We start from the raw sequence: 23,761 nt of genomic DNA, 5'->3' as shown, positions 1-23,761 counted from the left end.
GAGACTGGCTCCACCTTATGATGCTTGATTGTCAATGAGGTGCCTTACATTCCTGGTCACTTTGGTATCAGTCAAAAGTCGGTGTCTGCCATTGCCCGGAAGCCAAATGGCTGTGACTAATGCTTCAGGCTGAATTGCTTCTGATACAGACATGTCATCCTGACTTGAGATGGCGGCAAATTACTGTTTCTGCTGAGTCAGATTCATCGTGTCAAGATGATATTTACAAGGTACCGAACTAATTTCTGCAGCGGCGCAAAAGTCAGAGGTAACTTATGATTGACTGGTTTGACATCCTGGTATACGGGTACACATGGCATCCGGGGCTGTGACCTAAGTCAGCAGCTGCATCTTGCATCCGGGGCTGTGACCTAAGTCAGCAGCTGCATCTTGCATCCGGGGCTATGACTGACGTCAGCGGCTGCATCTTGCATCCGGGGCTGTGACTGACGTCAGCGGCTGCATCTGGACCCTGAGCAGTGCCTGCTATCAGGGCTTAAGTCTGCAATAAGCTGCGGTTCCAGGCATATGTGTATGCATGGTCCTCACATGCTAATAAACTGTGCATATACTTAAACATATCAATGCGCCTAAATGGTTGCCAGAGTCATGGTATGACCCAAAAATTAGGCGAAAATTATGCTATATACAACGATATATAAATGTATAAACAAGATCAAAAACACTTGATAATGCATATGTCTATACCTGAGCCTGATTGCATAACTGTGCGATATGTATCTATGAAAGGGCGCCCCGGCATAGCTATATATGTATCTTGTATACATTATGGGATAAAAAGTACATTATCTTCTGTATTGCTGAATATCTATAATATGGCTTTATCCGGCATAAAATCAGGCTTGATTCATGCGCAAATTTTGATAAATCTTATCATCACATTGACAGACCTTTTACTGAAAAACTTACACAGATCACACAATGAAATGGCACTAGCCCATCAATTGCTCAAACGTTTGCGCAGGATCATGATGACATGAACCATGTAGTGCTCAATTAATAAACAGATAATTGTCAATGCAATCAAAAGTGCAGATATACGCCCGGAAAGTACCTTTTTATTTAATAAGCTTGCCTCGGTGTCCCTGAATTAAAATGGGAAAATTCTGGACTTTATGCTTTGTACGGGCTGATTTACGTGCATGTGCACAACACGCCCAGAAATTTCCTCATAGCTCAATAGCAGTAACATCGCTCCAGGACATCACATTGCCATGGCATGTACTGATGCCTCATGAAGAGGAGGCATTGAAGCAAGCTCCATCAGGGCACCTGATTACACAACCGCATGCACGACAGAGGGGAAAACAGACACATTATCACATGTATTATTGTCGTTCTATACTGCAAAAATGGTAGCTAAATCAGATAAACATGACGTTTTGTTTATTATGAAAACTGGGATCCAGGCTCAGGTAGTTATTTTATTAATGGCTTAGCTCACATACAAGGTGAATCATGGAGCCAAAATAGCCTGTATATCTGCAAAATGGTTCTATTGTAGGACTTGAGAGGTTATCCCGGCAGTACCACAGATCGCGGTGATTGTGACCTGAAGTGAAAGATGAGAATTGTACACACGCGAAGGTCGAGCGACCGATGAGACGCGGCTGGTAAAGGTCGGACCTACTGCTTAGACGAGGCTGGTAAAGGTTGGGCCGGCTGGTAAAGGTCGTGTAAGGAAAGTACCAGAGAGCAGGGGCAGGTAAAGAAAAAGCGGGCAATTACATTACTGGGGAGCCTGGAGCGATTGCCGGGCATGACAGCCCCTGGGTGGAGTGGGATGGATGTGGGCAGGCATGATGGGGACGTGCACAGCCCGGCCAGCAATAGGCATTTGGTATGGGACAGGTACTGCCCGGCCAGGATTGGCCATCAAGAAAGGGAGCTGGTACGGTCCGGCCGGCAGCCGGGCTGTGGCAAGACAGCTTTAACAGGACTTAGTTGTGGCCGGTGCGGCTCTCGCGGCTGAAGCGATCAATCATGCTGCTTAGCTCAGTTGACATGCTGGTAATAACGGCTGTCTGATTGAGGCTGCTGGTTGCAGAGCTTGAGTTTTCATCATTGATGGCCAGGATATGCTCAATCTTCTTGCCTACCTCAGAGGCAGTAGAACTGTGCTCTCTGACTGAGTCGTGCATAGTTCCGGCAAGCAGGGTTATGTGTTTAATGTGCTCCTGGATTTCATTTAGTTGGGAGCTGGTCTGCTCAATCTGCTCAACACCGCTATTGACGTTGTTAAGGCCCTCCTCTGAGAGGGATACGGCGCTGTGTGCTGTAGCTTCAAAGCGCTGAATCAGCTCCTTAATCTGAACAGTAGTGGTTTCAGTTCGCAGGGAGAGGGAGCGTACCTCATCGGCTACTACAGCAAATCCACGGCCGGCATCACCTGCGCGGGCGGCTTCAATGGATGCGTTAAGGGCAAGCAGATTAGTCTGCGCTGCAATGCCTTTGATGAGCTCAGAGGCTTTGTCGATATCATCAACGCGGGAAGCCAGATCGTTAATCATTTCGCTGCTGCGTGAGGTCAAATCTCGCAGATGGTTGATGGTATCCATGGTCTGAACAGACATATTCTTACCACTTCCTACCATGTCAGAAATCTCTCTGGCACTGTGGGCAGCCTCTGAGGAGCTTCGGGTTACATCACCTATCATGCTGGAGATTTCTTCGGAAATGTCATGCAGATCGGCCATGATCTCACTTGTGAAGTGGGAGCGTTCATCAAGCTGCTTCATGCTGGCATTCTGATCCTCCAGCTGTTGCTGAGCAATGTTCTTGAGCTTCTGGGCGTTCTCCCTGACGCGAGTCATAACACCGTCTACTGCCTTGACGTGGTACATGATGTTATAAACAGCACTGCAGTCTGTGCCGCGACAGCAGCTGTAGATTCTGTTGTTGAGAATGCTGGAACGGTCAGTAAAGACGCGGTTGATAAATCTGAAGAGACGGGCGCGGCGGGCTGTCACAGTAAGCATGCATGCCAGCATGATCAGCATGCATATAATACTCTCGATGGACAAGCCGCCCTGAAAGAACAGGCAGCAGGCAGCAGCAATGACAAAGACCGCTATCAGAGCGCTGTCATTGACAGTCATGCGTGGCCTGATTTGCCTGCCTTCACGCATCTGTCTGTAAATTTCCTCAGCACGCTTTACCTGATCACGATCCGGAGCAGTACGTACAGACTCATAACCTACCAGCTGGCCGTTCTGGACAATAGGATGAATGTAGGCATTAACCCAGTAGAAGCCGCCATCCTTGGTCCTGTTCTTTATGATGCCCATGAATGGCTCCTCATGCTTGAGGCGTTGCCACATGATGTCAAAGACCTGAGTCGGCATGTCCGGATGACGGACCACATTGTGCGGCTGTCCTATGAGCTCTTCGCGGGAAAAACCACTGATTTCAACAAAGGTATCATTTACTTCGGTAATGATGCCATTGAGATCAGTAATGGAGATGATTCGGGCGGAGCTGTCATCTGGAAATCTGTGCTCGGTATTGTTTACTGGTCCGTTATCTCGCATGGTAGCGTCTCTGTGGAAAGTGGTGGGGCCGGCCGGAATCAGGGGGCAGATAATTCTGGTACTGAATAGCAGTAAGGCGGAGTATGACCAGTACCTGCTGGCAGTTTTAAACAGGCATGGTAAGAATTCGGGTTAAGGCAGCTGCCATCTGGCAGCCTGGTACTGTGCAGGCTCATGCTCAGTTAAGGTCAGAGAGGTCACTGGTGACAAAGCCCTGTATCTGCAAAAAGCATGGCTCCAGTTATCGATATTGCTCAAAGCATGGCTGTGGCGCCGTCTCAGCGCCCGGTTCAGGGACCGGCTCAACGCCAGACTCAGGCACTGGCTCAACGCCAGGCTCAGGCACTGGCTCAACGCCCGGTTAAGGCTCCGGCTCAACGCCAGGCTCAGGCACTGGCTCAACGCCAGGTTCAGGCGCCGGCTGAGCTACCGGTTAAGGCTCCGGCCCAGACTGTGGTTGAGAATCCTGCGCTTTCCTGTACCTCGATCTGTGCTTACAGGATCACATATTGGATGCTGCTCAAGCATTTAGCCTGTCTCATATTGTGAATCTGCAACGTAAGACAGCCGTACAGATAAGGCGTTGCACAGCCGTCATAGATAAACATATAGCATATTTTTCGGATAAAGCAACATCTGTAAAGCGGCCATATTGTCCAACTGGACATACTAAATAATACGAAACTGGAAATGGTTTACGTCCATGATGAATGTACAGACATTTGATTGCAGATAGCTCATGAGCCTGAAGGGTACTTTCTGAGGCCGGGACTACATTGAGCATATAAGGTGTCGGTCACTTCAATTCTTATGCGGACAGCAACGTGCCTTTATGTCTGATGCAGATACAGCCATATATGAATATTGCCCTGTGTTGATCGCCTGGCTCTTTGTTCCTATACTCAAGACCTTTACATGAGTCCCTCATTCCATCCTGAACCTCCTGTTTTGACAATCTGACCACGTGCAGCTTATATGCATGGCTTTACTGTCAATCTCATGCGCTGCAGTGCCGCCGCCCGGTTTGCAATCATGCAGCCGAGTCGCGGTTCAGTGTGCAGTCTGGCTGCAAAGCAGCAGAGCAGCTGAACATCGGCAGTTCCTGGCAAATGCAGCAATACGTCATGATTGCGGCGGCCGAGAGGGCGGGAATGGTTTGAGCATGCCTGGTGGTCCAACCTGACTTTGGAGCTTTGATATATGACAGACAGCAACGGCAACGCAAAGAGCAATCAGTCTGAATCAGCAGAGGCGTTATCTCAGGCCTCAGGCCGTGCTGATGGTGACGGCATGGCCTCATATACAGGTAATGGACCTTACATGGCCGGAAATCCCCAGATGAGCAGTGCCCCGTCGCGCTTTAACGTTCCTGAAACCACCAGACTGAATGCATCGGCGCCAGTTGAGCCTGTCAGTGCTTTTGCTGGTGGTTACAACTCTCAGGGAGAGGTTATCCGTGCCCATGGTCAACAGGGGCAGGCTGCGCCTGGAGCTTTTGCTGCAGGTGGCGCACTGCCATGGCCGGGGCAGCAGGGAGCGTCCCCGTGGCCAGGCGAAGCGGTCTCTTTATCCTTTAATCAGATGCCGCCTCAAAGCTCTGCTCATAATGGACCTGCAGGTGCCATGGCCGGACTGACTTCAACCTTTGCTTCACTTCAGAGCAATATGCGTCAGGCTCCCCTGCCAGCCATGGCTCAGGGAGGAGCTATGGCTGCAGGGCAGGGGATGGGGCCAGGCACTGCCCCTTCTCAGGGCCAGAGCCAGGGCCCTGGTCAGGGACCAGCCGACAAGGACTACATGGCGGCCATGAGCTTTAACGCCGGCAATGCTGGCGCTACGCAGGGCAATGTGCGTCATGATCATATAGTTAACACTAAGGGCGGACATGGCAGCGCAGGTGCAGCTGCTGATGGCGCTGCCGGTTCAGGATTGCTCGCTGAAAATGGTGGTCCTGCCCGGCAGGTACCTGTAGGGGCTGGTCCACTTGTCAGTACCAGAGCTTACGCAGCGGCTGCAGAGGTCGGACCTGCTGCTCATGCTGCAGGTCAGGCTGCTGGCAGTGTGCCTGCCGGTGGAGCCTCTGGTGGAACCAGCGATGGGGTATCCAAAGTAAACTCCGGGGCAGTCAGTGCTGAAGATCAGTGGCCGCTTGGCGGCCAGAACAATGCTTTTCTGTCCCGTAAAGTGAGGCTTTTGCCTGTCTCTCCTGTGCCTGCATCTCTTCCTGAACCGGTACGCGATGTATGCAATCATGTCATAGAGCAGCGTAACCGACTGGTAAGACTGGAGCACTTTCTAGAGGCTACATTTCGCAGCCGTGTTTCCAGCCGCACCATCATCGATACCCCGGTAATAGATGACATGGGTGATATCGATACCAGTACTCTTTCCTTTGGTGAGCTTTCCGAGCGCTATGCCCTTAATGCCGGTGATGAGGGCCGCTACAACGATATGATGGCGCGCATGAAGGGCATGGGTATTGACCCGGCTCTTGCTCAGAGCATGTTCTGCGATGCCAGCTGGATTAAAAACCGCTCGGGAGCTTCCTCCGTATCAGGTGCCGCAGCCAGTACTGCAGCCAGTGCCGCAGCTTCAGGCATGACAGGTGCCGCCGGTGCAGGATCGGCCGGTGCAGGATCGGCCGGTGCGGCTGGTGCTGGCGCAGCAGAGGGTCTGTCAGGTCTGAAATCATCAGGAAAAGGTGACTGTATTTCTGCCCTGATAAGCGAGGTCTCCCAGAGTATGCGCTCAGGTATTAACAAGGGCCGCAAGAGTTCAAAGGACGGGGGCAGGGAGCTGGATAAAGTTCAGGGCGGCACGGAGCAGAGTGAGCTTGATGCATTTTTGCAGGAAGAGCCACTGTATTCAGGTACTGACAGGCAGGGACGCTATCTTGACCGCCCAATGCGTGGACTTGATTTACTGCTCAGGGTAATCGAAAAGCAGAGCGGCATTGATGTCGATTCAGTAGAGGTAGATCCTTTTGAGATCTATCTGATGAGACGTAATGAGGCCAGAGAGGTTGCAGGTGAGGTTCATCTGCGCAAAGAGGCTTATTACCGTAACTTCATGTCTCAGATGCGCCGCACGGGCAAGATCAATCCAGATTACAGCTTTGCTGCCTTAAGACGTGATGATCTCAACAATGCAGCATTTACCGAGGCGCTGTACTTCCTGGGCCGTGTCAACACCTTCCTGAGCCGTCAGCTGCTGCTGTTATTTGGCGATCGCGGATCAGGCAAGACCCAGCTGTGCCATGCCATTGCCAACAAATACATGAGCCTCAAGGCCATGGCTCACTACCATGCATCCAATCCTGAGCTTCCTCTGGTCATGATTGTCAGCTTCGATGATGTAAAGCAGACCAGAATGTTCACGCACAAGGAGACGGCTGAGGAAAAGCAGTCACGTGACCGCAGCTTCAATGCCATGTGCAAGGTCGATCTGCTGATCCTTGATGGCCTGTGCAGCGACAATGTGGCCCTTGAAGTCTTCAGTCAGAAGATTTTTGCCGAGCTGCTAATGGAGCGCTCCCGTAACAATCTGCCAATGGTCATTACCACCTCTGTCAATCTGCAGGCGGTACACAGGGCCATTGGTGACTTGTGCTATGAGAGCATCAAGAGCTTTGACGTCAACGCTACAGCTTTGCTGGGACGCAGCCGTCGCGCCCAGATCATGTTCAACGGCGCCTACCTGCCATAAGCTCAAAGCGCCCTGGCTCCGGCCCTGGCCCTGGCTCCGGCCCTGGCCCTGGCTCCGGCCCCGGCCCGGGCTCAGGGCCGGGCCACAGCCACGTCCTCTGCCATGTACATAGCCATGGCTCCAGCTGGCCATGGCATGTGCTGTTCCCCACACTGGCTTGCCATGGCATGGCCGGGCAGATCAGCGTTTGCCTGGGATTAACGGAGTGATTATTTGTGGGGCAGTGGATCTGGCTTTCCGTCTTGTGAGCCGGTGCGCGTTATAATTATTGATTCTGAGTGCTTTTCACAAAAATGTCTTCTTAAGTGGCATAATGCAGTCCCCGGACGGTCCGAGCCTGGCCTCATGGCTGTGCTGCAGGATGCTGATGGTGCCTCTGCCTGAACCTGGTATGTCGGGCAGCAGAGGAAAGCAACTGAACTGTTATTTTAGGAGCAGCTGTGAGCAGCGGACGTGTACTGGCTTTTGATTTTGGTATTCACCACATTGGTGTAGCCTCAGGCAATGAGACTGTGGGCTCAGTTCAGGCCCTCAAGTCACTCAAGGCCAACAATGGCATACCCTCTGAGCAGGAAGTTGAAGATCTGTTCAGTGAGTGGCAGCCTGACTATATTGTGGTAGGCTTGCCTGTGAACATGGATGGCACAGCTGATCCGCAGATGACGCCCAGAGCGCGCAAGTTCGGTCACAGACTGATGAGCCGCTACGGACTCAGGGTTTATTTCAAGGACGAGCGTCTGTCCTCAGTTCAGGCCAAAGACGAGATTTTCAGTCATCAGGGCGGCTACCGCGCTCTGGTGCGTAACAAGGGCCGCATTGATGCAACTGCAGCCCGCATCATCCTGGAAGGTTTTTTTGATATGGGCGGACGCTCCAGCGAATGCGCTTTTTCCGACCCTGTTCATCTGGCATCAAAAGCAAAGCCACAGACCTGACCTCAGAGCCAGTGACTGTTGTCACGCAGGCTGCGCCTGCAGCCAGGCAGGCAGACATATTCATACTTTGGAGAGAGTTTTATGAGCGGTCAACATGACCTTCATGCCATCAAAGAGCAGCTTGATGCCATTGAGCAGGAGCTGCGCAGCCTCGAATTATGGGGTGGTGAGGACAAGAGGCCATCGGACAGCGACCTCAACTCCCAGACTCCTTTCTGCCTTGATACCATTGAGTTTCATGAGTGGCTCGAATACGTTCTCATTGAGCGTTTTCGCATCATGATTGCTGCAGGTGCCCCTTTACCTGCTGCCATGACCGTTCACACTTATGCTCAGGAGCAGTACCGTGGCCAGTGGGGTGTATACCGCAGCCTTATTGGTGCTCTGCAGACTCTGGATAATCTGATTACTATTGAGAGCCATCAGGGCTGACAGGCCCGGTCATGAATTCTGGCCGACTGGCGGTATTAATGTAACGTTTTTTAATGTGCAGTCTCCTGATGAGACTGATATTGTTCTTCGTGGATTTTTACTGCAGGCAGGGCAGGGCTCATCAAGCCTGTTTATCTGATTTTTCCCTTAAATACGGGCTTTTGTCCATGGCAAAAGTCTTGCATGAAAGGGGAAATTATTCTTTTCATTACAGCCGTCGGTGATTTGACAGTGGGTTTCTTTTCAAATCTAAGTTCCAAGGTATCAGCACCTGTTTCAGGTGCCATGGACAAGGCCAGAGCCAACCCCAAGGTAGCTCAGGGTCTTTCCATTGGCGGTGCTGCCTACCGTAAACTGCGTGTAGTAAAGCTTGGTACACCATTGCTGGTACTGGCATGTCTGGCAATGATTACATTGCCTATTCCTCCAGTACTGCTCGATATGTTGTTCTCATTCAACATCGCGCTCTCCATGGTAGTACTGCTGGTTGCAATCTATGCCAAGAAGCCGCTTGACTTCGGTTCCTTCCCTACCGTTCTGCTGTTAACCACGATTTTACGTCTGGCGCTGAACGTTGCTTCCACCCGTGTGATTCTGCTCCACGGTCAGGACGGTACCGCCGCAGCCGGTAAGGTGATTGAGGCATTCGGTCACGTGGTAATGGGCGGTTCCTACACAGTAGGTTTAATCGTCTTCACCATTCTGATGATCATCAACTTCATCGTAGTTACCAAGGGTGCCGGCCGTATCTCCGAAGTATCCGCACGATTCACTCTCGATGCCATGCCTGGTAAGCAGATGGCTATCGACGCCGACCTTAACGCCGGTCTTATCAATCAGGAACAGGCACGTGAGCGCCGCAGCGAAATCGCCCGTGAAGCTGACTTCTACGGCTCCATGGACGGTGCTTCCAAGTTCGTAAAGGGCGACGCCATCGCCGGTATGCTGATTCTGTTCATCAACATTATCGGCGGTATCATCATCGGTACTATCTTCCATAGCATGTCCATGGGTGAGGCAGCCCGTGTATACGTTCTGCTGACCATCGGTGACGGTCTGGTTGCTCAGATTCCTTCCCTCTTACTGTCCGTAGCTGCCGCTATTATCGTTACCCGTCAGAACGGTACCGATAATGAAATGGGTCAGCAGGTGGTATCCGAGCTCTTCAATGAGCCTAAGACCATGTACATCGTAGCCGGTGTACTGTTCGTTATGGGTATCGTTCCTGGCATGCCTCACATGGCATTCCTTTCTCTGGCTGCCATTTCCCTTATCATTGGTCTGCTCATCAAAAGCAAGAAGGCTGCAGAGGCTGAGGCTGCCATGGCACCTCCTCCAGAGCCACCTGAGCAGGCTCCTGATCAGCGTGAGCTTTCCTGGGATGACGTTTCTGAAGTTGACGTTATCGGCCTTGAAGTGGGCTACCGTCTCATCCCTATGGTGGATAAGGCTCAGGGTGGTGAACTGCTCAACCGTGTTAAGGGTGTGCGTAAGAAGCTCTCCCAGGATCTGGGCTTCCTTATTCCACCTGTTCATATCCGTGATAACCTTGACCTCGGTCCAAACAGCTACCGTATTACCCTGATGGGCGTAACTTTCGGTGAGGCTGAGATTCAGCCGGACCGCGACATGGCCATTAATCCGGGCCAGGTCTTCGGTCGTGTACCTGGTATTCCTACCAAGGACCCTGCCTTCGGACTTGAAGCTGTCTGGATTTCCAAGCCTGATAATGACCGTGCACTGGGCCTTGGCTATACAGTGGTAGACTGCTCCACCGTAGTAGCAACCCACCTGTCCCAGATTCTGGCTAACAACTGTGCCTCACTTATTGGTCAGGAAGAAGTTCAGAACATTCTGGATATTGTTTCCAAGACTCAGCCTAAGCTGGTCAACGGTCTGGTTCCAAACATCGTAAACCTTGGCCTGTTAACCAAGCTGCTGCAGAATCTGCTGCACGAGGGTGTGCCAGTACGTGACATGCGTACTATCCTCGAGACTCTGGTTGAGTACGCACCTAAGAGTCAGGACCCTGAAGTTCTGACCGCAGCCTGCCGTATCGGTCTGCGTCGTCTGATTATTCAGGACATTGTTGGTGGCGACCTTATCATTCCTGTTATTACCCTCTCTCCTGATCTTGAGAAGGTACTGCACAAGTCTCTGGAGACTGGTGGTGCCGAGGGTGTCGGTATTGAGCCAGGTCTTGCTGACCGTATGCAGAAGAGCCTGTACGAGGCTACAGCAAATCAGGAAATGGCCGGCGAGCCAGCCATTCTGCTGACCTCTGGTATTCTGCGCTCTACTCTGTCACGCTTCGTCAAGAACACCATTCCTGGTCTGCGTGTACTGTCTTATCAGGAAATCCCTGATGACAAGCAGATTAAGATTGTCTCTGTAGTGGGCAACAACAACGCTCAGCCTCAGATCAGAGGTTAGCGCCTGTCCCTCCATTGCAGCCACTCAGCTTTAACTGACAGGCTGCAGTGCCGGACATATCCCACAGAGCAGATGCTCTTATTGAAAGATTCAAGGGGCTCCATGTTACAACATGGAGCCCCTCTTTTTATCTGCGGTTATTTAAAATGACTGATGAAAAATCCGTATTGTAAAACGTGTTTTATCTGCTAAAACGGCCATTGGACGGGCTTTTGACACAGGTGCGCGGCATTAAAATTGCTTGTAAAATTCTTTACTGTTGTTGTATGTTTTGTGCTCTATGATGAATCTGACCGCAAACGGTTTTTAATCGCGAGTCCAAAAGCACTGCAGTTCCGGTATCTAGCATCAGTTCACCGTCGCGGTCTCCTCGGGCTTTTGAGCGGTTCCCAATCGGTTAATGGCAGGGGCAGATACGGGTATGAAGCCCGTTAATATGCCCTTTGAGATGTGCAGAGTGTTGGTTTATCGGAAAAATTTTTATAGAATCTTGTGATCAGCCCTGCAGTATCGGTCTGCACACAGAAGGTATTACAGATGTTAAGGCTGAAATTATGCGGGCAGTGCGTGATGCTGCCTGACAACATGATTCTGGCGGTGCGCTGCTGTGACAGCTGCACTGCATTAATCAAGTTCTGGAACTGCAATGTCATATTCCATTGCATTGTCTGACAGTCCCTGCAGACACGGTCCGGCTCCGTTATCTGGAGTTATACCCGGCACAGGCTGCCCGGCCTGAAAAGGCTGTGATGTGGCTGCCCCGTGGGGCTGACAGGCTGCCATCGCAAGATGGCAGACGCTGCTTTGTGCAGGTACGGTCAGATTTGAACTGTTACCGGATGAGAAGCGTAAGACTTTTTAACGGACTATCCAAAGGAGTGCTGCGATCCCTCCTCGTCATGGGACGATGATTTTTCTCGCCGCAAGATTTTTATGAAGTTAAAGCGCTTTGTAGCTAAAGATATGCGTGAGGCCCTCACCCGGGTAAAGGATGAGCTGGGCGATGACGCTATCATCATGTCGAATAAGAGAGTTGCAGACGGCATTGAGATCGTGGCAGGTGTTGAAAGTCTGCCAGTTCCTAAGCCGGCTGCACCTGCAGGTGCGCGCCCAGGCGCTGCACCGGGTGCCCAGGCAGCCCCTGGTGCCCCTGGTGATCGCCAGCTGTCCGAGGACAGGGTTGATTTAAGTGGCAACAAGCCAGGCCGTGCCCCTAACGATCGCAGACTCATTGGCGGCAAGAATCAGGCATATGCCCAGAGCCTTATCGAAATTCTCGAGCGCCAGAAGGCCATGAGCAAGGAAACGGGCGACAAGCTGCTCAACAATATTGCAGCTACCCGTGAACAGCAGAGCAAGGATCAGGAAGATCGCCGTGCTAAAGCCAGCTCATTAAAAGGAACAGGTGTCTCAAGAATTATTAATCCAGTAGTTGGAGAAGATGACGATATGGCCAATGACCCAATGAAAAAAGCCGGCCCATCACGTATTGATCCATCACTGGATGACGATGCCGATCTTTTTAAAACTCCGCCACTGCCACTGTCACAGCAGCGCGAGTTCAAGAACTTTTTCGTTAAGTCCAAGACCAAGCAGGAAAAGGAAGAGTACGAAAACAAGGCTGGTATCGATACCTACCGTGGTGCCGGTACTCCTGATGTGGCTGTACGCCAGGACCTTGAGAAAATGCGTGCAGAGGTGGAGAACATCCGCAAGCTGCTGCAGTTTGAGCTGGCCGGTCTGCTTCAGGACAACCGTTCCCGCAATGAGCCGGTAAAGGCCATGGTCTTCAAGCTGCTCAATTCTGTAGGTTTTTCGGAGAATGTGGCTGACAATCTGGTCAACCAGCTTCCTGCCGAGATTACCTTCAATGACGCCTGGCGTGAGCTGGTGCCTATTATTGAGCGCGCAATTCTCACCGGTGATGATGAAATTGTTTCCAAGGGCGGTATTGTTACCCTTATTGGTCCTGCAGGTGTCGGAAAGACGACAACCCTGGCCAAGCTTGCTGCCCGCTTCGTCATGCGTTACGGCCCGCAGCGTGTGGCCATTGTAACTGCTGACCACTACCGTATTGGTGCTGTAGAGCAGATTAAGACCTATGGCCGTATCATGGGCTGCTCTACTTATGCCGTAAAGAATCTGGGCGAACTGCCTCAGCTGCTTTACACCCTTTCAGACAAGAGTCTGATTCTGGTAGATACTGCCGGTGTGGGCTTCAAGGATGAGCGTTTCAACGCTCAGCTCTCTCAGCTCAAGCTGCAGTCATCTCTCCAGCTCAAGCACTATCTGGTGCTGCCTTGCACTACCCAGCGCAAGGTTCTTCAACATGCTTATGACCACTTCTCCACTGTTGGTCTGACCGGTCTGATTCTGACCAAGATTGACGAGTGCCAGAATGTAGGTGATGCTCTGTCACTTTGTATTGAGATGAAGCTGCCAATCAGCTACATCACAGACGGTCAGCGAGTGCCTGAGGATCTGGATATTCCAAATCCAAATGCTCTGGCCCGCCGCGCTCTGTCAGCCGTCGAAGACGACGCTGCCCAGCGTGAAATGGCCCGCCAGTAGTCCTGGCATTCAGCCCGGAAACTGATGTACAAGTCAGCGTGAACGGGTCAGGCAGGGGCAACAGTGAGGCTTTAGGGCCTGCGCCTCAGCCGGTACAAAAGCGCATGCAGCCAGTGTATCGGCATAGCTGGTACAAAAGCGCATGCAGCCAGTGTATCGGCATAGCTGGTACAAAAGCGCATGCAGCCAGTGTATCGGCATAGCTGGTACAAAAGTGCATGAAGTCAGTGTATCGGCATAGCTGGTACAAATGCCCATGAAGCCAGTGTATCGGCACAGCTGGTACAAAAGCCCATGAAGCCGGGCTGTCTGCACAGCCTGTGCAGCTGTTCAGGCAGTGAATGTTTTCACTGCATTAAGTTCAGGTCTAAACCGATGCGGCTTAATTCTTGCATCTCTGGGGGTGCAGGCATGACTTTGTCCACCTGACTGTACGAATTTTGACGCTGCTGCAGCACAGGGTATCCCGTGAGCAATCGTGGAGAGAGCGTACATTAAGTGCAATCCCTGACATGCAAGATGCTGCCAAAAGCTGTTAGTGCGATCTGCGTATCTGTAAGCACGGTGCTTAATATAGTAAGATTACTAGATATTAAGACCGGCATGAACAGACCGGATTTGTCATAACTTCAGCATAGTCACCTGCTTGATTTTCCGGCCCCTGAATCAGTTTATTTCAGGGTGTAACAGAGGCTCCGGACAGACCTCAGGTCTGAAAGCCGCAAGTTTCTGCTCTGTAATTTCTGCTGAAACTCAGAGCACAAGATTTTCAATTAGCGCATAGAGCGTGAACTTTTAGCTTAAGAGTTTGCTGGTGTAGGATATCGTTTGTATGGCACCAAAATACAAATGGAGAAGAGTTAAGGTTATTACTGTTACCGGCGGTAAAGGTGGCGTCGGTAAGTCATCAGTGTCCTTAAATTTAGCCGTTTCCCTCTGTCAGATGGGCAAGCATGTCATGCTGTTCGACGCTGACCTTGGTCTGGCTAATATCGACGTTATGCTGGGACTCAAGGTTCGAAAGAACCTGGCTCATGTGCTGCGTGGCGAATGCACTCTTCAGGAGATCATCCAGGATGGCCCAGAGGGACTGCGTATTGTTCCTGCCTCCTCCGGTCTTAAGGAGATGGCTGAGCTGTCCATCGATCAGCATGCCGGTCTCATCAGAGCATTCTCCAGCCTTGAAGAGCCTGTAGACTTCCTGATTGTTGATACCGCTGCCGGTATTTCCGACATGGTGCTGTCATTCTGCCGTGCCGCTCAGGACGTAATCATGGTTGTGTGCAACGAGTCAACCTCCGTTGCTGACGCCTATGCCCAGATGAAGGTCCTCTCCAACGATTACGGTGTTTCCAAGTTCCGCATTGTTGCCAACCAGGTCCACTCTCTGGAAGAAGGCAAGTTCATGTTCAAGAAGCTGGTCACCCTCACCGACAAGTTTCTTGATGTGGCTCTTGAGCTGTGCGCCTGTATCCCAATTGATATCAACATGCGCAAGGCAATACGCCAGCGTACCTGCGTAGTTGATGCTTTCCCTCAGGCACCTGCTGCCCGTGCTTTCAAGAGCCTGGGACGCCGTGTACTCAACTGGCCTATTCCTGATATTGCCGGTGGCTATCTGGAGTTCTTTGTTGAGAACCTGATTCGCCGTCCAGATGAGCATGGCAATCTGCCAGAGCTGCCTCAGACACCTGATTTCGACATCTCTCAGGGCAGTGGCCTTGAGCCTCCAGCCTCTATCGGCAGCCAGCTGGGCCTGCAGCTGGATGGTGACGTAAACTTCAAAGAAGGTCAGATCGCCATCGATGAGGATGATGAGGAGATTGCAGATCAGTTTGCCAATGTTCGTGAAGATGCCATTGCCAACGGACTTATTGATCCGGAAGACGAACCAGCCCGCTGATTTTCCGATTGTTCAAACAAAAAACCGCACAGCTGTGCGGTTTTTTTGTGGATAAAATCTGCAGGGATTCTAAAATGGCCTCATAAGCTCCCACCCTGTAGCCCTCTGGCATGGTGTATGAGCGTTGGCATGTCCGGTCCATCAACGCCGCCTGAGCGAGCATTGCCTGAGATGGGCGCCGGCTGCGCGGGCATTGCCTGAGATGTTGGCTGCCTGAAATGAGTGCTGCCACGTCAGAGCAGGCTCATATGTGCAGCCGACCGGAAGCTGCTGCTGCACGGAAGGCCGGGGCAGTGGCATGATTTAAGCAAATCTAGGAAATTCACTGGTGCAAAGGGCAAGTGATGGCCCTGATTGCATCAATGTGCCGCTCTGTACTTAGCTGCTGCAGACTCAGAGGCTGCAGAACAGAGGACACAGTCTGTACAGCTTCCCGGTTTAAGCATTGTGATATCAGTATATGCTCACGGCAAGGCATGTGTGAGCCTGGCATGTGAATGATGCATTAATCACCAGGACAGGCGGCAGGGGAGCACATAGCACATTCGTATGACTTTATCCGTAAGTCGGGCCGTTTATGATTGACAGCTGAGGTTTATACGGATGCTGATTGCTCCTTTTTTGAGCTTTTTGAACAATTTTTGAGGCAGAGCGCGGCATATTGGCACTTTGCTAATTTTGTACTTGTCATATACTCTGGTAATATTAATTGGATAAGCCCGTGTTGCTGACCGTCAGCAGCATGCTGGCATATCGCAGTCAGTACTGCCTGAATATATCTGTTCTCGGAGCTCCGTTTTCGAACCTGGCTATTCATTGCGAGTAACGGCACGAAACCGTACCAGGTTGAGCTTTTTTGAAAACTGCTGTGCATTTTTTATTTTGCAAGGCAGTGGTTTCCGGAATCTGTCTGAATTATCAGAGCCGGCGGTTTTAGGTTTCAGGCCGCCAGCAGACTTTACTAACAGTTGAAGTCCTGTTTCAGCTCAGACCGAAGAATTGGGAAAAAATCGTTTCATGGGTAACCTTAATCAAGCAATGTTAAAAGGTGCAAAAGCCTACGAAGGCCAGAGAGTTGCAGAGCGTAACACTCTGGTGGTCAAGTACGCACCTCTCGTGAAGCGTGTTGCTTTGCACCTTAAGACCCGTCTGCCATCATATGTGGACGCCAATGACCTCATTCAGTCCGGAATGGTTGGTCTTATTGATGCCATTCAGAACTTTAAGGACGGACAGGGCGCTGCCTTTGAAACCTATGCCGCCATCCGTATTCGTGGATCCATTATCGATCAGCTCCGTCAGAGCGACTGGACCCCTCGTTCTGTACACCAGAATACCCGCGCCATTCGCGATGCTCTGACACGACTTTCCCACGAACTGGGACGCCCACCTACCGATATCGAAGTTGCAGCCCGTCTCAATGTTGATATCAACAGATACCATCAGATGCTTCTTGAGAGCAACAGCTCCCAGATCATGTGTATTGAGGATACAGGTCTTACTGATGACGTGATCGGTGACCGTCCTTTAAATGAGATTTCCGGCACCAACCCTGATGACAAACTCTTTGAGTCGCTCAACGGACTGCAGTTCCGTGACGCTCTGGCCAAGTCCATTGAGAGTCTGCCAGATCGCGAGCGCACCATTGTCAGCTTCTACTACGATCAGGAGCTCAACCTCAGAGAAATCGGCATGATTATGGGCATTTCAGAGTCCCGTACCTGCCAGATTCTGGCTCAGGCTCTTGTACGCCTGCGCGGTGACCTCGAGGACTGGTCTTCACTTCCGTCAGAAGAAATACGTCAGCGTGGCGAAGTGCCGCCTCGTAAGATCACAAAGCCACAGCTGCCTCCAGTTAAGCTCAAGTCATCACTGCTCTTTGATGAGTCAGGTGAGATTAATGACACTCCATTGATTCCTGGCTCCAAACCTGCTCAGCTCAGCCACGTAAAGACTGCTACTGATGACAAACCTAAGGCTGCCAGCACCGACAGACCATTACTTGATACCATCAAAGATCCTGCCACCAGGAGGTCAAAGGGTGCTATCGGTTACGACGATGATGTTCTCAGTGCTCTTGATGATCTCGAGTCCTTTGAAGAAATGCAGAACAAGGATCTTCCTGAGATTGCTGTAGCTGTTGAGAAGCCACGCAAGCGTGGGCGCCCAGCAGGCCGTGCCCGTTACGAGGCCATTGCCGAGCATACCAGTGCCGATGCCAGATCAGAAAAGTCACGCGGCGATGCAGTCACCAGGGATGTTACTGCAGACCATACAGTTTCACTTTCAGTACGTCCTGACACCTCCAGCAGCTCCGGTGAGGCAGAAGCAGAGTCATCAGCTCAATCAGCTGATGAAGAGCCGGTAAAAGCTGAAAAGCCACGCAGAGGACGTCCAAAGAGCACAACTGACTCGGTCAAGCACCGTGGACGCCCTTCGAGCAAGCCTGTGGTAATGTCCATGGAAGAGTTTGCTGCCATGCAGCAAAAGCAGAGCACCAGCTCAGCCAAATAATCCGACCAGCCATAATCCCCGGCCATGTTCGCCCTGCCGCATTCGGAATGACATGTTCGGACTGCCATGTTCGGGTTGATGTGTTCGGACTGCGCTGTTTTGTGACATGGCTCAATAGACCAGACAGGCTATGGGGCAGCAGATCCAGCCAGGACCAGACCAGCCCCTGGTCATATCCAGCCCGGCTGTGCCAGACCAGCCCCAGGTCATATCCAGTCCGGCTGTGCCAGACCAGCCCCAGGTCATATCCAGTCCGGCTGTGCCAGACCAGCCCCAGGTCATATCCAGTCCGGCTGTGCCTGACCACTCCCAGGTATGTGCCAGCCTGGCACATGTAAGGCCCGTCAGGGCCATCAGCTGGCAGTAAAGCCAGGAGAGATTGCAGGCCATGCATGTAAGCACATGGCAGGGCAGCTGAGCTTATCAGAGGAGCTTGCCGGGGCGGCATTTAAGCGCTTTAAGTCGTACTGGTATAATGGTCATACGTAAGTTGTTATTGCCTGTGCTCAGGAATCTGGCTGAGTATGCTGACTGCTGTTCACATGCCTTGCTGATATTCTAAAAGCCATCAATTGTGCTAATATATGCTGATTTTCCGGAGCATGGCTTCATCGCATTACTGGCATTTTGCGCATCAGTACATTAAAGTGCCTGTTGTATCAGGTTATTGTAGTTAACCGGCAATTTAACATCCTGTAACAGTGTGTTGTGGCTAAAGTTTGTAACATTGCAGCCGTTTGAGGGGACGGTATCTTGGGCAGCCTCAGTTTCCTCCACTCCCTGATCATATGAATCTGGCTGTGTGAGTCACAATCCATGATGGCTTTGCGTTAATGGATTCAGGCCAGCCCGGTAAAAACCTTGCTTTGTTCAGTCTGACAAACGATTCTTGAGGCACCCTGATATTAAGGGGGTGCGTTACTCAACATAAGAGAGCCCTGCTTATTTCAGGCCCGTCGGCCAGCGATTCAATATTCCATTATTTCAAGTTTTAAACAGATTTCCCGCAGTTTTGCAGTATGTCTGCACAGCTGTCGCTCATAATGCTCGGTCAGGGCTGTTCACGGCTGCAGTTTAAGATACACAGTTGATGATGCCGCCGTCATTTAATCCGGTATGGAACAGAGCTTGCAGCATAATGACATAGTCAGAAAGGAGCACTCCCAACAAAAGGGCCACAAATCTTGTCCATTAAAGTCTGCATGCCTGAGATTCTGAGTATCTTAAATCTGGTACAAAGCTTAATCATTTCAGGAAAACAGCCCGCCCTTTCAGTGTCCTGATCTGCTTTTATGTATCAATGAGTCCATGGATAAGGACGGCCTGCTGGTGTAAAATGCGGGCGCGATACAGTACAGAAAAGTCCCTGTGAATCATCTTTTGCAGAAAATTGACAGACGCCTCAGAGAGCTTCCGGCCCGTGTCCGGGCAAACAAAAAGTCAGGCATATATTTGCTTGATATAACAATTGGCGCTAATATTAGAGCTTGTAACAACGTTTTACGCCTGTCAGAAGGGTCTGATACAGGCGTCGTGAGCTGAGCGCTAATCCTGTCAGGATTATCGTCTGTACTGATGGCATGTCCTTAAACGGACCGGTACAGTTATTCATAAGCAGCTGCTGTTGCTCCAGTAAATCACCAGAGCGACATGGCAGTGCTGATGAAACAGATTTTTGTCACATGTCAGTGATACCGGGCCAGGTATTTCCTGCCTGAGCCCCGTCAAATCAGGCCTGCTGTCCTGCAAATGCAGAACATCAGTTTTTGAATGCCTGAAGACCTTTTGCAGTTAAGGAGAAGATCTTGGATAAAGATATCAAGATTTTGATCGTCGACGACTTTTCAACCATGCGACGCATCATTAAGAACCTGTTGCGCGATCTCGGCTACAACAACACTCATGAGGCCGATGATGGTGCTACTGCTCTGCCTATGCTTGAAAGTGGCGACTTCCAGTTCGTAATTACCGACTGGAACATGCCTATCATGCAGGGTATTGAGCTGCTCCGCAAAATCCGTGAGAGTCCAAAGCTCAAGTCACTGCCTGTTTTAATGGTTACTGCTGAAGCCAAGCGCGAGCAGATCGTTACAGCTGCCCAAGCTGGTGTAAACGGCTACATTGTCAAGCCATTCACCGCTGATATCCTCAAGGGCAAGCTCGACAAGATCTTCGAGCGCCTTGATGGTGGTGAAGCTTAACTGAAGGTGGAGCGGTAAATGTCCGATTTAAACCAGGCCGACGCAATGTTACAGGAGAGCGACAAGCCTCTCATTACTCTGGCTGATGCTGAGGAAATTGTAATGCTGCTGCAGGCTGGCATGCAAAAGGAAGCTGACAGTAAGCTGATTGCCATTACGCAGCAGCATGAAGAAAGCTTCTATCAGCAGGTAGGCTATCTGACCCGTGATCTTCACACGGCAGTGCAGAAGTTTGCTTACGATCCAAGATTACGTGAGATCACTGACGAAGAGATCCCTAACGCATCCGAGCGTCTCCGTTACATCATCTCTGTAACGGACAAGGCCGCAACCCGTACTCTGGATGCAGTAGACAGATGTACTCCAATTGCCTATGCATTAAAGTCATCCATCGATGATCTTATGCCAATCTGGAAGCATCTGATGAACGGTCGCATTGACCGCTTCGAGTTCGTATTTTTATGCCATCGTATTGACGATCTTTTAAAGAAGACCGCAGAAGACGCCTCAGATCTGTCCAATCAGTTAAATGAGATCCTCATGGCTCAGGACTTCCAGGATCTTACCGGTCAGATGATTCAGCGAGTCATCGGCCTGGTTACTGAGGTAGAGGGTAAGCTCGTTGAGTTCTTACGCTTCTTCGGCCAGTACACACCTGAGCAAGATCAGGAAAGACTCAAGCAGAAAGCAATTGAGGCCCAGGGTCCAGCTCTTGATAGTCAAATTGAGGCAAATACTGCCGCTGCTTCGCAGGACGAAGTGGACGACTTACTCGCAAGTCTCGGCTTTTAGGAGTAGAAGATGGATGAGGAGATACTACAGGACTTCTTGGTTGAGGCAGGCGAAATCATTGAGCGACTCGATGAGCAGCTTGTCCAGATTGAGAAGACTCCTAATGATAAGGACCTTTTAAACTCTATTTTCCGAGGCTTCCACACAGTTAAGGGCGGTGCCGGCTTCCTTGAGTTAAACGAGCTGGTAGACATCTGCCACGCAGCTGAGAACGTGTTCGACATGCTGCGTAACGGCAAAATCACCTTTAACGCCGAGTCATCGGACGCTGTTCTGCAGGCTTATGACGAAATCACCCGTCTTTTTACCGCTGTTCAGAACCGTGAGCCATTAGAGCCTGTCCCTCAGGAATTAATTACCCGTCTGCATGACATTGCTGACGGCAAGGGCTCCGGTGGCGGTGCTGCTCCGGCAGCTGCCGCACCTGCTCCTGAGCCAGCCGCTCCGCCACCACCACCTCCGCCACCTCCACCACCACCACCTGCACCTGCTCCAGCAGCTGCAGCTGAGTCAGGGAGCGGGGGCAGCATTGATGACATTACTGAAGAAGAGTTCGAAGCTCTGCTCGATCAGCTTCACGGTAAGGGTCATGCTCCGGGTGAGGCAGGTGACGCTGCTGCCCCAGCTGCCAGTGGTTCTGTAGACGCGACTGACGTCGAATTTGACAAGATGCTTCAGGCTGCCGGTCATAACGAGCAGCCAGCCGCAGCTCCGGCTGCTGCTCAGGCCGCCGCACCTGCAACTGCTCCGGCTGCTGCTCAGGCCGCCGCACCTGCAGCTGCTCCAGCTGCAGCCGCTCCGGCAGCTCCTGCTCAGCCTGAAAAGAAGCTTACTGGTGCTCAGGCCAAGATCGCCGCCGCCACCAAGGCCCCAAGAAGTGGCAACAATGCCGCAGCAGGTGCTGCCGGTGACGTTGAAACTACCATGCGTGTGGACAGCAAGGTGCTGGACGACATCATGAACATGGTAGGTGAGCTGGTACTGGTACGTAACCGTCTGGTGTCCATAGCTGCTCATCGCTCCGATCAGGAGATGAACAAGGTCATCGCCAACCTTGATGTGGTCACTGCTGACCTTCAGGGCTCGGTAATGAAGACCCGTCTGCAGCCAATCAAGAAGGTATTCGGACGCTTCCCACGACTGGTTCGTGACCTTGCCCGTAAGCTCGACAAGCAGATTAACCTCGTCATGGAAGGTGAGGATACCGAGCTCGATAAGAACCTGGTTGACGCTCTGGCCGATCCAATGATTCACATGGTTCGTAACTGCTGTGATCATGGTATTGAGCTTCCAGACAATCGTACTGCCAATGGCAAGCCTGCTACAGGTACCGTAACTCTGTCAGCTGCCCAGCAGGGTGACCATATTCTGCTGCGTATTATTGACGACGGTGCCGGTATGGATCCGGACAAACTCCGTCAGACTGCTGTTCGCAAAGGTGTTCTTGACGAGGAGGGTGCAGCCCGCATCTCTGATGAGGAGGCCTACAACCTGATCTTTGCCCCTGGTTTCTCAACCAACACCGAGATTACCGATATTTCCGGTCGTGGTGTGGGCATGGACGTGGTAAAGACCAATATCTCCAAGCTCAACGGCTCTGTACGTGTGCTTTCCGAGGTTGGCAAGGGCACTACCATTGAGATTAAGGTTCCATTAACCCTGGCTATTCTGCCAACCCTGATGGTACAGATCTCCGGTCGGACCTTTGCGCTGCCTCTTACTTCGGTCTCCGAAATCTTCTACCTGGATTTATCATCCATGCGTAATGTGGATGGACAGAACACCGTCATCATCCGTGACAAGGCTGTTCCTCTGTTCTTCCTCAAGCAGTGGTTTGAAAATACCAACATTTCTGAGTACCTCACTGGCAAGGCTCATATCGTGCTGGTACAGGTACCTGCTTCCAACCTGGTAGGCTTCGTTGTTGACGAGCTGGTAGGTCAGGAAGAAGTTGTGATTAAGCCTTTAGACAGCTTACTGCGTCATACTCCTGGCATGTCCGGCGCTACTATCACCTCCGACGGTGGTATCGCTCTGATTCTGGATATTCCAGGTCTGATCCGCGCCTATGCACGCAAAGGCGGCAATCGCTTCTAAACCCGATACAGGCTCCGACCCTGGTCGGAGCCAGGCAGCAAAGCCGCTACAGCCGAGCTGCCGGTCCGGGATCACCCGGACCTAACAGACTTAACTGCAATTTAGGGCACAACATACTGTTGTGCTGGAAAAGAGAGGTTTCTTTGAGACCTCTCTTTTATTTTGTCTGCTGTGCATACATATCAACATATCTAAATAGATTGTAAGATTATCAATATATTTCCACAAACCAGCCAGGAAAATTACCACCGTTTTACAGACATCGCCCATACCCCGCCACCCGCTCAAGCCAGGCACGGCCCGCTCCCACGAATAGGCCGTCTCCTGCGCATGTGCAGCCCCCATGCATAGGCAGCCTTCTGCGCATATGCAGCCCCCATGCATAGGCAGCCTTCTGCGCATGTGCAGCCCCCATGCATATGCAGCCTCCTGCGCATAGGCAGCCTTCTGCGCATATGCAGCCCCCATGCATAGGCAGCCTTCTGCGCATGTGCAGCCCCGTAGGCTTCCTTGACGGTCATCTGAATCTGCCAAAATAGTATACAAATGAGCCAAACATGGTTATGCCCATAGTGGGCCTACCGTAATCCATCGAGGTTCATATGATACACCCCTATGACAAGACCC

The 23,761-nt window shown here is 51.4% G+C and carries 10 protein-coding genes and 1 pseudogene; 10 read left to right on the top strand and 1 reads right to left on the bottom strand.

The genetic code is table 11. The features are described from left to right. Positions 1-1,961: 1,961 nt before the first annotated feature. On the bottom strand, positions 1,962-3,551 hold the full coding sequence (locus tag MXE39_RS11150) for a methyl-accepting chemotaxis protein (protein ID WP_246978753.1): 1,590 nt from the start codon (positions 3,549-3,551) through the stop codon (positions 1,962-1,964). A gap of 1,200 nt (positions 3,552-4,751) precedes the next feature. On the opposite strand from MXE39_RS11150, the gene MXE39_RS11145 reads away from it, so the two are divergent. The 10 genes and pseudogenes from MXE39_RS11145 (at position 4,752) to MXE39_RS11100 (ending at position 23,134) form a co-directional block, all read left to right on the top strand. After that, entirely contained in the window at positions 4,752-7,256 is a 2,505-nt protein-coding gene (locus tag MXE39_RS11145; RefSeq protein ID WP_246978752.1) for a hypothetical protein, read from the top strand. Positions 7,257-7,696: 440 nt separating this feature from the next. After that, entirely contained in the window at positions 7,697-8,191 is a 495-nt protein-coding gene (ruvX, locus tag MXE39_RS11140) for a Holliday junction resolvase RuvX (RefSeq protein ID WP_246978751.1), read from the top strand. Between the two features lie 81 nt (positions 8,192-8,272). Further along, positions 8,273-8,623, top strand: coding sequence for a YqcC family protein (locus MXE39_RS11135; RefSeq protein WP_246978750.1), 351 nt, complete (start codon positions 8,273-8,275; stop codon positions 8,621-8,623). Positions 8,624-8,908: 285 nt separating this feature from the next. Then, complete coding sequence (flhA, locus tag MXE39_RS11130) at positions 8,909-11,056, top strand: flagellar biosynthesis protein FlhA (RefSeq protein ID WP_246978758.1); 2,148 nt, start codon at positions 8,909-8,911, stop codon at positions 11,054-11,056. Positions 11,057-11,989: 933 nt separating this feature from the next. Further along, positions 11,990-13,627, top strand: coding sequence for a flagellar biosynthesis protein FlhF (gene flhF, locus MXE39_RS11125; RefSeq protein ID WP_246978749.1), 1,638 nt, complete (start codon positions 11,990-11,992; stop codon positions 13,625-13,627). Between the two features lie 832 nt (positions 13,628-14,459). Then, positions 14,460-15,278, top strand: a pseudogene (locus MXE39_RS11120) (MinD/ParA family protein); the annotation flags it as partial. 1,269 nt (positions 15,279-16,547) lie between these two features. Beyond that, positions 16,548-18,044, top strand: a complete 1,497-nt coding sequence (locus MXE39_RS11115) for an RNA polymerase sigma factor FliA (protein ID WP_246978748.1) — start codon at positions 16,548-16,550, stop codon at positions 18,042-18,044. A 1,805-nt stretch (positions 18,045-19,849) separates the two neighbouring features. Further along, positions 19,850-20,245, top strand: coding sequence for a chemotaxis response regulator CheY (locus MXE39_RS11110; protein ID WP_246978747.1), 396 nt, complete (start codon positions 19,850-19,852; stop codon positions 20,243-20,245). A gap of 18 nt (positions 20,246-20,263) precedes the next feature. Further along, positions 20,264-21,037 carry a protein phosphatase CheZ gene (locus MXE39_RS11105; RefSeq protein WP_246978746.1) on the top strand — a complete coding sequence of 258 codons (774 nt, stop codon included), beginning with the start codon at positions 20,264-20,266 and terminating at the stop codon, positions 21,035-21,037. Positions 21,038-21,046: 9 nt separating this feature from the next. Beyond that, entirely contained in the window at positions 21,047-23,134 is a 2,088-nt protein-coding gene (locus tag MXE39_RS11100) for a chemotaxis protein CheA (RefSeq protein ID WP_246978745.1), read from the top strand. Positions 23,135-23,761: the final 627 nt, after the last annotated feature.

Source organism: Anaerobiospirillum sp. NML120511, assembly GCF_023050955.1.
Classification (GTDB): domain Bacteria; phylum Pseudomonadota; class Gammaproteobacteria; order Enterobacterales; family Succinivibrionaceae; genus Anaerobiospirillum.
Note: the sequence above shows the minus strand (reverse complement) of the source record. Positions and strands in the feature narration are given on the sequence as shown.